The following is a 12,470-nucleotide window of genomic DNA, read 5'->3' as shown; positions in this document are numbered from 1 at the left end:
AGCCCTTAAGCGAAACCTCGTTGAGGGGCGAGACGGTCAGTTGCCGCGGCTGCGGCATTCGGCTCAAGCGCCCACGCCATCAGTTCGTCGAATTGTCTGATTGCAGGCGAGCTACCGCGTTTAACTGGTGAACGAATCATTAAAGGTACGACACGTTGCCGCGAGTCGTGCCGCGTCGGCGAATTTGGGGATTGTGTTTGTTCAGAGTAATTTGCGCCGCGGCAGTCGGCATTGGCGGGACTAGACGCAGCCTGAGTTGGACGCCTTCTACGCCCGCAATGACCTCGGCCCTGACGGTCGCCCGGTCGATAACATTGCGATTGCCTATGGTGCGAAGATCGAAAACGCGATCGGCGGTTCCGGGGACGACCACATCCTCGGCAACGCACTGAACAACGTGCTCACCGGTAACGCCGGAAACGACACGCTGAACGGCGGGCTGGGGAAGGACGAACTGAGCGGCGGCGCAGGCTCCGACGTGTTCGTGTTCGCCGACACTTCGATGGACAAGATCCGCGATTTCCACAGCGGCACCGACAAGATCGACCTCTCGGCGTTCCATGTGAATTCGCATGCGATCAAGATCAGTGGCGGCAACCTCTTTGCCGACACCGACCATAACGGCAGCTACGACCTGCACATCGTCGTGCAGGGCGACGCCGTGCACATGAGCGACATCCTCTTCGTCTCATCGCTCTAGTCTTCAGGAATGGGGCTCCGGGTGACCGGGGCCCCTTTTCTTTTGCTCAGTTCCTTGGTGACGAGAGAAGCGGCAGGCTCGGAGGCCTGCTCGCACGTCAGGCCTTTCCGGCGACGCTCTCCGGCAGGTCCTTGCCGAACACGCGCTGGTAATATTCGGCGATCAGCGGCCGCTCGGTCTCGTCGCACTTGTTGAGGAACGACACGCGGAACGCGTAGCCGAGGTCGCCGAAGATGTGCGCGTTCTGGGCCCAGCTGATGACCGTCCGCGGGCTCATCACGGTCGAGATGTCGCCGTTCATGAAGCCCTGGCGGCTCAGCTCGGCGACCTTGACCATCTTGTCGACGGTCTCCTTGCCATGCGGGTCGTCATACTCTCCCGACTTGGCTAGCACGATCTGCGCTTCGATCTGCGCCGGCAGGTAATTGAGCGTCGTGACGATGTTCCAGCGGTCCATCTGGCCCTGATTGATCGCCTGGGTGCCGTGGTAGAGGCCGGTCGTGTCACCGAGGCCGACCGTGTTGGTCGTCGCGAACAGCCGAAACCACGGGTTCGGCCGGATCACGCGATTCTGGTCGAGCAGCGTCAGCTTGCCCTCGGCCTCTAGCACGCGCTGGATCACGAACATCACGTCCGGTCGGCCAGCGTCATATTCATCGAACACGAGCGCGACCGGATGCTGCAGCGCCCAGGGCAGCAGACCTTCGCGGAATTCCGTGACCTGCTGTCCGTCGCGAAGGACAATGGCGTCACGACCGACAAGGTCGATGCGGCTGATGTGCGCATCCAGGTTGACGCGAATCAGCGGCCAGTTCAGCCGCGCCGCGATCTGCTCGATGTGCGTGGACTTGCCGGTGCCGTGATAGCCCTGGACCATCACGCGCCGGTTCTTCGAGAACCCCGCGCAGATGGCAAGTGTGGTGTTCGCGTCGAAAACATAGGTGGGATCGAGGTCGGGCACCCGCTCGTCCGCTTCGCTGAAGGCAGGCACTTCCATGTCCGAATCGACACCGAACGTGTCGCGTACCTTCACGGTCTTGTCAGGGATCGCGAGCAGGGTCTCGCTTCGGCTTTCGGGCTTAACGTTGGGGAGGTCGGTCATAATTGGCCCTTAGAGAAAGCGGGCCGCCGCCTCAACTTGGCGTAACCTTGGGCGGCAGCGGGAAGAGCGTCACGAAACGCTTCGCCAGCGCCATGTCTCCCTCGATCGAGATCGTTTCGAAAGGCGCTCCGCCATGGATGACGGCAGCGACATCGCTTGAGCTGCCGGTGAATACCACATCGCATTCGCTTGCTGCGGTTCGGTCCACCTCCAGACGATCGCCAGCGACCGTCGCAACATAGCTGATGTCCCCGAAGCGGAAGCCAATCCGCGCCCGAAGGCCAGCGGCGCGTTCGGGGGAGAACAAGGTCTGCAGCGACATCATCACCGACACGTGGCTCATCGGCAGAGTAGGATTGTGGAGCGGGCTCCTTGCCGCCCATTTGCCGAGGGCGCCGACAACCGGAGCGACCTCGAGGCCCCAGTCGGTCGCTTCGTAGACCTGGACCGATGCCGGCGGCGGCAGCCGCGTCTTTCGGACCACCCCGCGCTGTTCGAGCTCAGCCAGCCGCTGCGTCAGCACGTTGGCGCTGATCCCGGGCAGGTCTGCCTTCAACTCCGAGAAGCGCCGCGGACCATAGGCAAGCTCCCGCACCACCAGCATCGCCCAACGCTCGCCGATCAGCTCGAGCGCATGCGCAAGGCCGCAAGCGTCGTCGTACCGACGCTTGTCCTCAGTGTTTCGATGCTTGGTTACTTTTCCTAACTGCACGGTTGCTATTTATGACTTGATGAGTCAAAAAGCAAGCGAATCGACTCGCCTAGGAGGGAAAAAGATGACGACGCCCCGAATGATCTTCGTGAACCTGCCCGTCACCGATCTTGATCGGTCGAAGGCGTTCTATGAAGCGATCGGCTTCCGCAACGAGCCGAAGTTCAGCAACGACGTCGCAGCAATGATGGTGCTGAGCGACACGATCGCCGTGATGCTGCTCACTCACCCCTTCTATGCCACCTTCACGCGCAAGCCGATTGCGGACGCGAACAACACTAGTCAGGTGTTGCTCTGCATCTCCTGCGACAGCCCCGCGGAAGTCGACCGGATCACCGATGCAGCGGGCGCCGCAGGTGGCAAGGTAGACCTCTCGCAGCAGGACCAAACGACGGGCGGGCCGATGTACGGCCGGGACTTCGAAGACCCGGATGGTCACCAATGGGAGCCGATGTGGATGGACCCGGCCTTCGCCGAAACAGGCGCGCATCCGGTCGAAACAGCTGACGCGAACTAGGGGAGAGAGACATGCCCTTGAACGAAAAATCCGACATCGAAGTCACTGCCCTCGCCTGGGTGCCGCCGCCGGCGCACGGGCTGGTTAAAGACCTCCGCGTCCGCTGGGCGCTGGAAGAAGCCGGCCTGGAGTATCGCGTCCGGCTGCTCGGTATGGAGCGGCCCTCCGAATATCTGAACGAGCAACCGTTCGATCAGGTGCCGAGCTTCCGAGAAGGCGCGCTGCAGATTTTCGAGAGCGGCGCGATCCTGCAATATATCGGCGAGAAGAGCGAAGTGCTCCTGCCGCGGGACGACCAGGGCAAGTACCGGGCGATCCAATGGGCCTATGCGGCTGTGAGCAGCGTCGAACCTGCGGTCCAGCTGCGCGGCCTTCTGGAGCGGGTCTATGCCGGCGAGCCGTGGGCTGCCCCAAGCAAGCCCACCTTCGACCAGGCCGCGCGGCAGCGCTTGCGACGCCTCTCGGACCGGCTCGGCCAAAAGCAGTGGCTCGAGGGCGATCGCTTCACCATCGGCGACATCATGATGGTGACGGTCCTGCGGATTGCGGACCGCTGCGGGCTTCTGGCGGACACGCCCAATCTCGCGGAGTTCGTCGCACGGGGGCAGGCGCGGCCGGCTTTCCAGCGAGCACTTGAGGATCAGCTTGCGACCTACCGCGAGCACCAGCCGGAAGGAGTTGCAGCATGAGCTATATCGATGGATTCGTCCTGCCACTCAGGGACGACAAGCTCGAGGAGTACCGTCGCCTGGCCGAGCTGTTCGCAAAGAAGGCGGTCGAACACGGCGCGATCGCCTCGGCCGAAGCGCTCGGCGACGGCCTCGAACATGGACATACGACCGACTTCTACAAGGCAGTGCAGGCCCAGGAGGGAGAAAACGTCGTCTTCTCCTTCGTGATCTGGCCTTCGAAGGAAGTCCGGGACACGGCTTGGGGCAAGATCATGGCCGATCCCGACATGCAACCCGGCGCCCAGCCAATGCCGTTCGATGGCAAGCGCATGTTTTGGGGCGGCTTCAAGCCATTCGCATCGACGCTGGAGAACATTCAATGAGCGGCCTTCGCGGAAGCCACGTCTGGTACGAACTGATGACCGCCGATCCCGATGCCGCCAAGACGTTTTACGATTCCGTGGTCGGCTGGTCGGTCCAGGAGCCGACACCCGAGTTCAAGGGCTACCGGTCGATCCGCCGCAGCGACGGCGGCTCCGCCGGTGGCATGCTGGTCCTGTCTCCCGAGATGCAGGAACACGGTGCCAGGCCGGGCTGGTTCGGATACATCGGCGTCGACGACGTCGACGCGACGGTCAGCTCGGTCGAGGCTGCCGGCGGCAAGGCATGGATGCCGGCCTTCGACATTCCCAGCATCGGCCGCGTGGCGCTGCTCTCCGATCCCCAAGGCGCGGCATTCTACGTCATCAAGCCAATCCCGCCTGAAGGTGCGGAAGACCAGCGTAGCGACGTCTTCTCGCCGAGCCGCGTTGGCTGCTGCGCCTGGAACGAGCTCCTCACTACCGACCTCCAGTCCGCCAAGAGCTTCTATCCAGCGCAGTTTGGCTGGACGCTCGGCGACGTGATGCCGATGGGCCCATTGGGCGACTACCAGTTCATCGAGAACGACGGCGATACCATTGGCGCGATGTTCGCTCCTCCCGACCGCCAGCCTGCCTGGCGCTACTGCTTCCGGGTCGAGAACCTCGAGCGGAGCATCGAAGCGGTTCGCAGTGGCGGCGGCGAGATCCTGTTCGGACCGACCGAGGTGCCGGGGGGCGGGATGATCATCCAGGCGAACGATCCCGAAGGCGCATTTTTCATGCTGATCGAAGGAGGGCAAGGATGACCGAGAAGATGACCACGTGTCTGTGGTTCGACAAAGGCGAGGCGCGCAAGGCCGCCGAGTTCTACGCGGCAACCTTCCCCGACAGCCATGCGGGCCCCGCGCATGGAGCAGCGTCCGATTTCCCCGGCGGCACTCAGGGCGACGAGCTCACCGTCGAGTTCACGGTGCTCGGACGGCCGTTCGTCGGCCTGAATGGCGGACCGAACTTCAAGCCGAATGAAGCGGTGAGCTTCATGGTGCTGACCGACAGCCAGGAAGAAACGGATCGCTACTGGAGCGCGATCACGACGCAGGGCGGCGAGGAAAGCGCGTGCGGCTGGTGCAAGGACAAGTGGGGCTTCTCCTGGCAGATCACCCCGCGGCGGCTGCTCGAACTGACGACGAGCCCCGACAAGGAAAAGGCCAAGCGTGCGTTCCAGTCGATGATGACGATGCGCAAGATCGACATCGCGGCGATCGAGGCAGCGGTGGAAGGCGCCAGCGCATGAGCGGCCCGCTTGAGCTGTCGGTCGAGCGCCGCATCGCCGCGCCGCCTGCGCCCGTTTGGCAGATCATGACCGATCGCATCACCGAATGGTGGTGCCCTCGGCCCTGGACGACGACCATCGAGCAACTGGAATGGCGCCCCGGGGGCGCCTTCCGCCTCGTCATGCGCGGACCGGCTGGAGAGGCCGATTGCCAGGGGGAGGAAAATGTCGGAGGAGTTCTGCTGGAGTATGAGCCGGAGCGGCGCTTCATCTTCACGGACGCGTTTTCGGCGGGCTGGCAGCCGCACAAGCCGTTCCTTGTCGGCGTGATGGAGATCGAGCCGGACGGCGAGGGCACGCTCTACCGCGCATCTGCGCGCCACTGGACGGCAGAGGCGGCGGAAGAACACCGCAAGATGGGCTTCGAAGAGGGCTGGAGCGCAGTGGCGGCGCAGCTTGCCGATCTCGCCGAATCTGAAAAGGCAGAACAGCCGGCCGCGGTGTCCGCATGACCGAGGCTCAGCTGAAACCGGCCGCCGAACTGGCGGAGCTCGGGAGCAAGCCGTTCCCGAATGAAAGCGCGGAATATCGGCGGGCGCGCACAAAGCTGTTAGCCGAAGAGATCGAACTCCGCCGTCACATTCAGCGCGTCGCCGCCCTGCGCCGCGAGCTGCCGGACGGCGGCGAGGTCAGCGACAAGTACCGCTTCCTCGACGCGGACGGCAAAGAGCACAGCCTCGCCGATCTGTTCGGGGAGCACGACACGCTGTTCACCTATTTCTGGATGTACGGTCCTGAACGCGAGCGGCCCTGCCCGATGTGCACGTCGCTCGTCGGCTCGCTGGACATTCCGGCGCCTGACATCGAACAGCGGATCGCCATGGCGATCATCGGCAGGTCGCCTGTCTCCCGGCAGCTCGAGTTCGCCCGCGAGCGCGGCTGGACCCATCTCAAGTTCTACCAGCCGGTGGGCGACGACTTTGCCAGAGACTATCGCGGCCTCGCCGACGACGAAAGCGAATGGGCAATGGTCATCGTCTGGAAGCGAGAAGGCGACAAGGTGCGGCTATTCTGGGCGGCGGAGGGCGGCTTTGAGACCGCGGATCCGGGCTCCGACCCGCACCTGGCCCCTGATCCGACTCCATTGTGGAACGTCCTCGACTGGACGCCGGAGGGCCGCGGCAAGGATTGGTACCCGAAGCTGGAGTATGACGCTTGAGTCTCGAACTCTTTGGACACCCGTTCAGCAGCTACACGCAGAAGGTGCTGATCGCCTTGTGGGCCGACGAAACCTCGTTCGAGTACCGCACCATTGCCCCGGATCACCCGGAGAATTACGAGACGCTCAAGCGCCACTCGCCATTCGGTCAGTTCCCGCTGCTGATCGACGACGGGAAACCGGTGTTCGAGTCCACCGTGATCATCGAACATCTGCAGGCTCACCACGCCGGCAAGAACATGTGGATCCCGGACGGCGATCTCGGTCGCCGCGTTCGCTTCGTCGATCGCTTCTTCGACCTTCACGTCATGACCAATATGCAGGCGCCCGTCTCCGACGCGCTTCGGCCGGAGGACGCACATGATCCGTACGGCGTCGCCCGCGCCCGCGAGCGGCTGCACATCGCCTACGATTGGCTTGAGTCCAGTCTCGGCGAGGGCCCCTGGGCTGCCGGCGAGCGGTTCACGCTAGCGGACTGCGCCGCCGCGCCGTCTCTATTCTATGCGGATTGGGTCGAGGAGATCGGCGCCGGCCGGCCGCGACTTGCAGCCTACCGTGCTCGCCTGCTCGCGCACCCGCCCATCGCTCGTGCCGTCGATGAAGGCCGCCCCTACCGTGCCTACTTCCCGCTCGGCGCGCCCGATCGCGACTAGGTGAAGGCGGCCGCTTTCTTCAGCAACTGGTAGGCATCGATCACGCGCCCGAGCCGCTCCTCTTGCGAACGGTCGCCACCGTTGCGGTCCGGATGGAAGCGCCGGACCAGAGCTGAATAGCGCTGCCGCACCGAGTGCCGGTCCGCGTCCTCGCCGAGGCCAAGGATGGACAGCGCGCGCTGCTCATCACGGGTGAAGCGCGACATCTTCTGTTCCGGCCGGCGGCCGAATCGGGCGGAAATTGCATCAAGCGGATCGGAAAAGTCGCTCCACGCGGGTGGCGGGTCGGAGCCGTTCGCGGCGAAGCGGCGGCTCGGCCGGTCCCAGCCGGCAAGCGGCCGCTGCGCGTCGGAAATCTCGTCGGGGCTCATGCCTTCGAAGAAATTGTACTTCGCATTGTGCTCGCGGACGTGGTCCAGGCACAGGAAACGCCAGGCGCCGGGACCATCGAAGTCCGCCGGCGCGAGCGGTGCCTTGAACTCGCCCGGTTCATCGCAGCCGGGTACTGCGCAGCAGGCCCGGGCCCCTTCGACCCGCCCGTGCATCCTGGATTGCTTCGTTGCCATTGAGCGCCTCTATATAGGGGCCATGAACGCTCAGAAAACGGGGCCGGTGGCGACTGAAATGCTGCGTCGGCTCAACTCGGTGCTAAATCCGTCGGCTATCGAGCTGATCGACGACAGCGAGCAGCATCGTGGCCACGGCGGCCACAATCCAGCGGGCGAAAGCCACTTCAGCTTGCGCATCCAAAGCGCAGCATTTGCGGGCAAGAACCGCCTGCAACGACAGCGGATGGTCTACGCCGCACTCGCCGAACTGATGCACGAGCGCGTCCACGCGCTTTCCATCCGAGCCACTGCACCGGGAGAAAATGATCTCTAGTGTGAAGCTAGAGAATAGCCTATCCAGACCCGCCGAGTCGAAGACATCGCGGGAGATGACAATGACCCCTCGTCCAATTCGCGCCGCATTGTTCGCCGCCACCGCGCTGCTCGCTTGCCCATCCTGCTCCAAGAATGACGGAAGAAGCGGTCAGGCGAGCGACACCAGTTCCCCACCGGACGTGTCCGCTACTGTGACGCCCGGCGTCGCCTTCAATTTCGCCTACGAATTCACCCTGCCCGACGACCGGATCTCCGCAACTCAGGAGGCTCATGCAGCGGCTTGCGAAAATCTCGGCCTTTCGAAGTGCCGGATCACTGGAATGTCGTACAGCGTCGACGAAAATGAGCAGGTCAACGCGGAGCTGGACCTCAAGCTCGATCCGCTGATCGCCCGTCAATTCGGGAAGTCAGCCCGGGACGTTGTGAGCGGCAACGACGGGAAGCTGCTGCGTCTGGTCATCGGCAGCTCCGACGAGGGGCCCGCCATCGAACAGGCATCGAACCAGAAGAATGATGCCGCCGCCGAGATATCGCAGCTGCAGCAGGAGCTTGCGAGGACCAAGCCCGAAAGCGACGCTCACGCCAACATTCTGAGCCGGATCCAGATGCTGCAGCAGCAATCGTCCGAGCAATCCCGGAAAGTCGCAGCCGGTCAGGCGGCGCTCGCAAGCACGCCGATGGAATTCCACTATTACGGTCGCGGAGGCGTGCCGGGCTTCCGCGGGAACCCTGTTCGCGAAGCTTGGCACACGTTTGTCGGCACAATCGTCTGGCTCATCGGCATGGTCCTCCAGGCGCTTGCTGTTATTGTGCCGCTCGCGCTGCTAGCCGGTCTCCTCATTCTCCTTTGGCGGACTCGGCCGATGCGCGCAGTCCGCCGGTGGCTGAGCAACGCGGGCGAAACGGAGACCTGATGCAGATCATTACGCCGGTCACGCACGACCTGGGCGAGTTCAAGGTGCGGCGGGCGCTTCCGGCGCGGGAGCGGACGATGGTCGGACCGTTCATCTTCGTCGACCAGTTCGGGCCGGCGCGGCTGCCGGCGGGCGGCGGCATGGACGTTCGACCGCACCCGCACATCAACTTGGCGACGGTGTCCTACCTCTTCGAGGGCGCCATCGAGCATCGCGACAGCGTCGGCTCGCACCAGGTAATCGAGCCGGGCGCGATCAACCTGATGACTGCAGGTCGCGGCATCGTCCATTCCGAGCGCTCGCCCGAGGCGCTGCGGCCCGAGGGGCCGAGGCTCTATGGCATGCAGACCTGGATCGCCCTCCCCGACGGCGGCGAGGAAGTGGACCCTGCCTTCGACCATGTCCCTGGCGATGCGCTGCCCGTGGTTGACGATGGCACTTCTTCAGGCCGGGTGCTGATGGGTACGCTGTGGGGCGCAACCGCCGCGACCCGCTGCGATTCAGAGACGATCTACGCCGACGTCATGCTGGGGCTAGGCTCTTCGATCCCGATCGATGCCGACGCCGACGAGCGAGCAGTCATGCTCGTCGAGGGTGCGGCGGAACTGGACGGCCAGGCGCTTCAGCTGTTCACCCTTTACGTGCTGCAGCCCGGGCACGCCGCCCGCTTGACGAGTGCGGAGGGCGGCCGCGCGATGCTGATGGGCGGTGAGGCGTTCACGACGCGGCGCTACGTCTTCTGGAACTTCGTTTCCTCATCCCGCGAGCGGATCAACCAGGCGAAGGAAGACTGGAAAGCGATGCGCTTCCCGTCAGTGCCGGGTGACGATCAGGAGTTCATTCCGCTTCCGGCAGTGCCAAAGACGGTGAGCTACCCCTGAGCCGGCCCAACAGCTGGAGCAGCCGCCCGTCGATCGCCGCAAGGCCGAGCGCAATCAGCAGCAGCCCCCCGAAATCCTGCGCGGTCAGTGCCTCGTGCAGGAACAGACCACCGAGCAGAATCGCAATTGGTGGCACGATGAGCGTGACGAGCATCGCGTTCGTTGCTCCGGCCCGCTGGAGCAGCCGGAAGTATAGAACGTACGCGAAGGCCGTGCAGAGCAGAGCAAGGGCGGCGATTGCTGCCCAGGCGCCGAGCGGCGGTGCAGGTCGGGTCCAGGGCCGGTCGACGATCATCATCAGCGGGAACAGCATCAGCGCTCCGGCAGTGAGCTGGCCGGTCGTCACGCCGATCGGGGATACGCCGAGCTTCTTGAACCGCCGCGCCCACACAGCCGCCAACGCGTAGCTTAGCGAGGCCGCGAGGCACGCCAGCTGCGCCAGAGCATTGTCGCCCACCTGAGTCAGGATGGACGGGCCTACCATCACCATCACGCCCGCGACGCCCAGCAGCACGCCGGCCAGCTTCCGAACGCTCATCCGCTCGTCCTGGGTGAAGAAGTGCGCGACAACCACGCCCATGATCGGCGTCGTCGCATTGAGAATGGCGGCAAGACCGCTCGCGATGTGGATCTCGCCCCAGCCGATCAGGACGAAGGGCACGCTGTTGTTCAGCAGCGCCAGGAGTACGATGGAACCCCAGATGCTTCGCGGCAGTCCTGCCTTCTCGCCGCGAACCCAGAGGTAGATCCACAGCCCCGAAGAGGCGATCGTCAGCCGCAGCCACACATACGTCAGCGGCGCGACATGACGCACCGCCACCCCGATGAAGAAGAAGGCTGCACCCCAGATTGCCGCCAGCACCAGCATGATGCCCCAGTCGCGGCCATTCATTTGCGTTCGGATCATGTTGCCAGCATCACCGCTTCCGGCGGCCGGCGCTTCCTCGCGATTGCGCTCGAACGCGCGGCGGTCCTCGGGCTTCATGAGCAGAGACTTAGGGAAAGGGCTGCGCGAGCGCTAACAAATGTGCGTCGGCAGGCGATAAGCTGGACTTATGTGCCGTCAGTCACGGAGCAGTTCGTTGATGCTGGTCTTGGACCGCGTGCGCTCGTCGACCTGCTTGACGATCACGGCACAGGCGAGCGCCGGCCCGCCGTCCTTGGCAGGCAACGCGCCCGGGACCACCACCGAATATGGAGGCACGCGCCCGTACCACACCTCTCCGGTCGCGCGGTCGACGATCTTCGTGGATGCGCCGAGGAACACCCCCATCGACAGCACCGACCCCTGCTCAATGATGACACCTTCCGCGACTTCCGACCGCGCACCGATGAAGCAATCGTCCTCGATGATGACGGGTCCGGCCTGCAGCGGCTCGAGCACGCCGCCGATGCCCGCGCCGCCAGAGATGTGGACGTTCCGGCCGATCTGCGCGCAGCTGCCGACGGTCGCCCAGGTGTCGACCATCGTCCCCTCGCCGACCCGAGCGCCAATGTTGACAAAGCTCGGCATCAATACGGCTCCAGGTGCAACGTATGCCCCGCGGCGGACGATCGCTCCCGGCACGGCGCGGAAGCCGGCTTCCGTGAAATCCTGTTCGCTCCAGCCTGTGAACTTGGAAGGCACCTTGTCCCACCACTGCGCGCCGCCCGGTCCGCCGGTAATCGCCTCCATCGGGTTGAGGCGAAAGGACAGCAGCACTGCCTTCTTCAACCACTGATGAACGGTCCACTCTCCGCCGGCCTGCTCGGCGATGCGCGCCTCGCCGGAGTCCAAGGCTGCGATCGCCGCATCAACGGCATCCCGAACCTCGCCCCTGGTTGACGCGCCAATCTCGTCGCGCCGCTCCCAGGCAGCGTCGATCGTCGATTGCAGCTGATCCGTCATTGCGTGTCCCCCAGGATGGTGTCGAGCCAGTCGGCGACATCGCCGATGCGATAGTCGGCGATGCCCTCTTCAAAGCCGTGATCGCCGCGCTCGGAGCCATTGTCGACCCACACCGTCGTGATGCCGAGCGCTTTGGCCGGACGCAGGTTCTGGATCATGTCGTCGGCGAGCAGCGCGTGTTGCGGGTCGATGCCGAACCGCTCGCATAACAGGGCGTAGCCATACGGATCGGGCTTGGGGCGGTAGTCGTTCGCGTGGATGTCATGCAGCGCGTCGAAGTGGCCGTGGATGCCGATCCGCTCCAGCACGCGGGTCGCGTAGGTCGCATCGCCGTTGGTGAAGACGAGCTTGCGTCCCGGCAGCGCCGCAAGGGCGCGCTGGAGCCTCGGATTCACTTCGACCCGGTCGAGCGGAATGTCGTGAACGTCGCTAAGGAAATCGTGCGCATCGACGCCATGCTCCTTCATCAGGCCGGCGAGCGTCGTCCCGTGCTGATGGAAATGCGCCTTCTGCACGCGCCGCGCTTCCTGCGGGTCGCAGCTCAGCAGCCGCTGGATGAACGCGGCCATGCGCTCGTCGATAAGGTCGAACAGGCCTGTGGACGCCGGGTACAGGCAGTTGTCGAGATCGAAAATCCAGTCTCGGACGTGGCGGAAGGCGGGATCCATCGCCCCCGTCCGTAGCGCCCACGTGC

General features: G+C 64.4%; 18 protein-coding genes. 12 read left to right on the top strand and 6 right to left on the bottom strand.

The window, feature by feature from the left end; all coding sequences use genetic code 11:
• Positions 1-256 precede the first annotated feature (256 nt).
• The gene (locus tag ACUXST_RS06810; protein WP_458389216.1) at positions 257-700 is read left to right on the top strand and encodes a M10 family metallopeptidase C-terminal domain-containing protein; all 444 of its coding nucleotides are present in this window, start codon (positions 257-259) and stop codon (positions 698-700) included.
• 97 nt (positions 701-797) lie between these two features.
• Here ACUXST_RS06810 and cobS read toward each other — a convergent pair whose 3' ends face one another.
• Both cobS and ACUXST_RS06800 read right to left on the bottom strand, forming a co-directional pair.
• Positions 798-1,802: a cobaltochelatase subunit CobS gene (cobS, locus tag ACUXST_RS06805; protein WP_458389215.1), complete on the bottom strand. Its 1,005-nt coding sequence runs from the start codon at positions 1,800-1,802 to the stop codon at positions 798-800.
• A gap of 31 nt (positions 1,803-1,833) precedes the next feature.
• Complete coding sequence (locus tag ACUXST_RS06800; protein ID WP_458389214.1) at positions 1,834-2,514, bottom strand: winged helix-turn-helix transcriptional regulator; 681 nt, start codon at positions 2,512-2,514, stop codon at positions 1,834-1,836.
• 64 nt (positions 2,515-2,578) lie between these two features.
• On the opposite strand from ACUXST_RS06800, the gene ACUXST_RS06795 reads away from it, so the two are divergent.
• Genes ACUXST_RS06795 through ACUXST_RS06760 form a run of 8 tightly spaced genes read left to right on the top strand, consistent with a single transcriptional unit; the run spans position 2,579 to position 7,209 of the window.
• Complete coding sequence (locus ACUXST_RS06795) at positions 2,579-3,031, top strand: VOC family protein (RefSeq protein ID WP_458389213.1); 453 nt, start codon at positions 2,579-2,581, stop codon at positions 3,029-3,031.
• Positions 3,032-3,042: 11 nt separating this feature from the next.
• Positions 3,043-3,720, top strand: coding sequence for a glutathione S-transferase family protein (locus ACUXST_RS06790; protein ID WP_458389212.1), 678 nt, complete (start codon positions 3,043-3,045; stop codon positions 3,718-3,720).
• Complete coding sequence (locus ACUXST_RS06785) at positions 3,717-4,085, top strand: DUF1428 domain-containing protein (RefSeq protein ID WP_458389211.1); 369 nt, start codon at positions 3,717-3,719, stop codon at positions 4,083-4,085. Before ACUXST_RS06790 ends, ACUXST_RS06785 begins: the two co-directional genes overlap by 4 nt.
• Positions 4,082-4,870: a VOC family protein gene (locus ACUXST_RS06780; RefSeq protein ID WP_458389210.1), complete on the top strand. Its 789-nt coding sequence runs from the start codon at positions 4,082-4,084 to the stop codon at positions 4,868-4,870. The genes ACUXST_RS06785 and ACUXST_RS06780 overlap by 4 nt, the downstream gene beginning before the upstream one ends.
• Complete coding sequence (locus tag ACUXST_RS06775; protein WP_458389209.1) at positions 4,867-5,358, top strand: VOC family protein; 492 nt, start codon at positions 4,867-4,869, stop codon at positions 5,356-5,358. Before ACUXST_RS06780 ends, ACUXST_RS06775 begins: the two co-directional genes overlap by 4 nt.
• Positions 5,355-5,849: an SRPBCC domain-containing protein gene (locus ACUXST_RS06770; protein WP_458389208.1), complete on the top strand. Its 495-nt coding sequence runs from the start codon at positions 5,355-5,357 to the stop codon at positions 5,847-5,849. Before ACUXST_RS06775 ends, ACUXST_RS06770 begins: the two co-directional genes overlap by 4 nt.
• Entirely contained in the window at positions 5,846-6,556 is a 711-nt protein-coding gene (locus ACUXST_RS06765) for a DUF899 family protein (RefSeq protein ID WP_458389207.1), read from the top strand. Before ACUXST_RS06770 ends, ACUXST_RS06765 begins: the two co-directional genes overlap by 4 nt.
• Positions 6,553-7,209, top strand: coding sequence for a glutathione S-transferase family protein (locus ACUXST_RS06760; RefSeq protein WP_458389206.1), 657 nt, complete (start codon positions 6,553-6,555; stop codon positions 7,207-7,209). Before ACUXST_RS06765 ends, ACUXST_RS06760 begins: the two co-directional genes overlap by 4 nt.
• Here ACUXST_RS06760 and ACUXST_RS06755 read toward each other — a convergent pair.
• A complete protein-coding gene (locus tag ACUXST_RS06755) occupies positions 7,206-7,775 on the bottom strand; it encodes a J domain-containing protein (RefSeq protein WP_458389205.1) in 570 nt (189 codons plus the stop codon). The two genes, ACUXST_RS06760 and ACUXST_RS06755, sit on opposite strands and share 4 nt — an antisense overlap.
• A 22-nt stretch (positions 7,776-7,797) precedes the next feature.
• On the opposite strand from ACUXST_RS06755, the gene ACUXST_RS06750 reads away from it, so the two are divergent.
• The 3 genes from ACUXST_RS06750 (at position 7,798) to ACUXST_RS06740 (ending at position 9,888) form a co-directional block, all read left to right on the top strand.
• The gene (locus ACUXST_RS06750; RefSeq protein ID WP_458389204.1) at positions 7,798-8,091 is read left to right on the top strand and encodes a BolA family protein; all 294 of its coding nucleotides are present in this window, start codon (positions 7,798-7,800) and stop codon (positions 8,089-8,091) included.
• A 61-nt stretch (positions 8,092-8,152) separates the two neighbouring features.
• Positions 8,153-9,007 carry a hypothetical protein gene (locus tag ACUXST_RS06745; RefSeq protein WP_458389203.1) on the top strand — a complete coding sequence of 285 codons (855 nt, stop codon included), beginning with the start codon at positions 8,153-8,155 and terminating at the stop codon, positions 9,005-9,007.
• Positions 9,007-9,888 carry a pirin family protein gene (locus tag ACUXST_RS06740; protein WP_458389202.1) on the top strand — a complete coding sequence of 294 codons (882 nt, stop codon included), beginning with the start codon at positions 9,007-9,009 and terminating at the stop codon, positions 9,886-9,888. Before ACUXST_RS06745 ends, ACUXST_RS06740 begins: the two co-directional genes overlap by 1 nt.
• On the opposite strand, the gene ACUXST_RS06735 is transcribed toward ACUXST_RS06740, so the two are convergent.
• From ACUXST_RS06735 to ACUXST_RS06725, 3 genes are all read right to left on the bottom strand, one after another.
• A complete protein-coding gene (locus tag ACUXST_RS06735) occupies positions 9,845-10,873 on the bottom strand; it encodes a DMT family transporter (protein ID WP_458389201.1) in 1,029 nt (342 codons plus the stop codon). The genes ACUXST_RS06740 and ACUXST_RS06735 overlap by 44 nt on opposite strands.
• 78 nt (positions 10,874-10,951) lie before the next feature.
• Positions 10,952-11,776 (bottom strand): 2,3,4,5-tetrahydropyridine-2,6-dicarboxylate N-succinyltransferase, encoded by an 825-nt coding sequence (gene dapD, locus ACUXST_RS06730; RefSeq protein WP_458389200.1) that lies wholly within the window; start codon positions 11,774-11,776, stop codon positions 10,952-10,954.
• The gene (locus tag ACUXST_RS06725; protein ID WP_458389199.1) at positions 11,773-12,444 is read right to left on the bottom strand and encodes a pyrimidine 5'-nucleotidase; all 672 of its coding nucleotides are present in this window, start codon (positions 12,442-12,444) and stop codon (positions 11,773-11,775) included. Before ACUXST_RS06725 ends, dapD begins: the two co-directional genes overlap by 4 nt.
• Positions 12,445-12,470: the final 26 nt, after the last annotated feature.

The organism is Sphingomonas sp. F9_3S_D5_B_2 (assembly GCF_054263715.1).
The sequence above is the reverse complement of the archived record's forward strand: the minus strand, read 5'-3'. Positions and strand labels throughout refer to the sequence as shown.

Bases quoted from the DNA above. Each gene is read 5' to 3' on its own strand.
- ACUXST_RS06735 (WP_458389201.1), bottom strand. From the start codon at position 10,873: ATGAAGCCCGAGGACCGCCGCGCGTTCGAGCGCAATCGCGAGGAAGCG.
- ACUXST_RS06780 (WP_458389210.1), top strand. From the start codon at position 4,082: ATGAGCGGCCTTCGCGGAAGCCACGTCTGGTACGAACTGATGACCGCC.
- ACUXST_RS06765 (WP_458389207.1), top strand. From the start codon at position 5,846: ATGACCGAGGCTCAGCTGAAACCGGCCGCCGAACTGGCGGAGCTCGGG.
- ACUXST_RS06790 (WP_458389212.1), top strand. From the start codon at position 3,043: ATGCCCTTGAACGAAAAATCCGACATCGAAGTCACTGCCCTCGCCTGG.
- ACUXST_RS06725 (WP_458389199.1), bottom strand. From the start codon at position 12,444: ATGGATCCCGCCTTCCGCCACGTCCGAGACTGGATTTTCGATCTCGAC.
- ACUXST_RS06755 (WP_458389205.1), bottom strand. From the start codon at position 7,775: ATGGCAACGAAGCAATCCAGGATGCACGGGCGGGTCGAAGGGGCCCGG.
- ACUXST_RS06770 (WP_458389208.1), top strand. From the start codon at position 5,355: ATGAGCGGCCCGCTTGAGCTGTCGGTCGAGCGCCGCATCGCCGCGCCG.
- ACUXST_RS06795 (WP_458389213.1), top strand. From the start codon at position 2,579: ATGACGACGCCCCGAATGATCTTCGTGAACCTGCCCGTCACCGATCTT.
- cobS (WP_458389215.1), bottom strand. From the start codon at position 1,802: ATGACCGACCTCCCCAACGTTAAGCCCGAAAGCCGAAGCGAGACCCTG.
- ACUXST_RS06775 (WP_458389209.1), top strand. From the start codon at position 4,867: ATGACCGAGAAGATGACCACGTGTCTGTGGTTCGACAAAGGCGAGGCG.
- ACUXST_RS06750 (WP_458389204.1), top strand. From the start codon at position 7,798: ATGAACGCTCAGAAAACGGGGCCGGTGGCGACTGAAATGCTGCGTCGG.
- ACUXST_RS06740 (WP_458389202.1), top strand. From the start codon at position 9,007: ATGCAGATCATTACGCCGGTCACGCACGACCTGGGCGAGTTCAAGGTG.
- ACUXST_RS06785 (WP_458389211.1), top strand. From the start codon at position 3,717: ATGAGCTATATCGATGGATTCGTCCTGCCACTCAGGGACGACAAGCTC.
- ACUXST_RS06745 (WP_458389203.1), top strand. From the start codon at position 8,153: ATGACCCCTCGTCCAATTCGCGCCGCATTGTTCGCCGCCACCGCGCTG.
- dapD (WP_458389200.1), bottom strand. From the start codon at position 11,776: ATGACGGATCAGCTGCAATCGACGATCGACGCTGCCTGGGAGCGGCGC.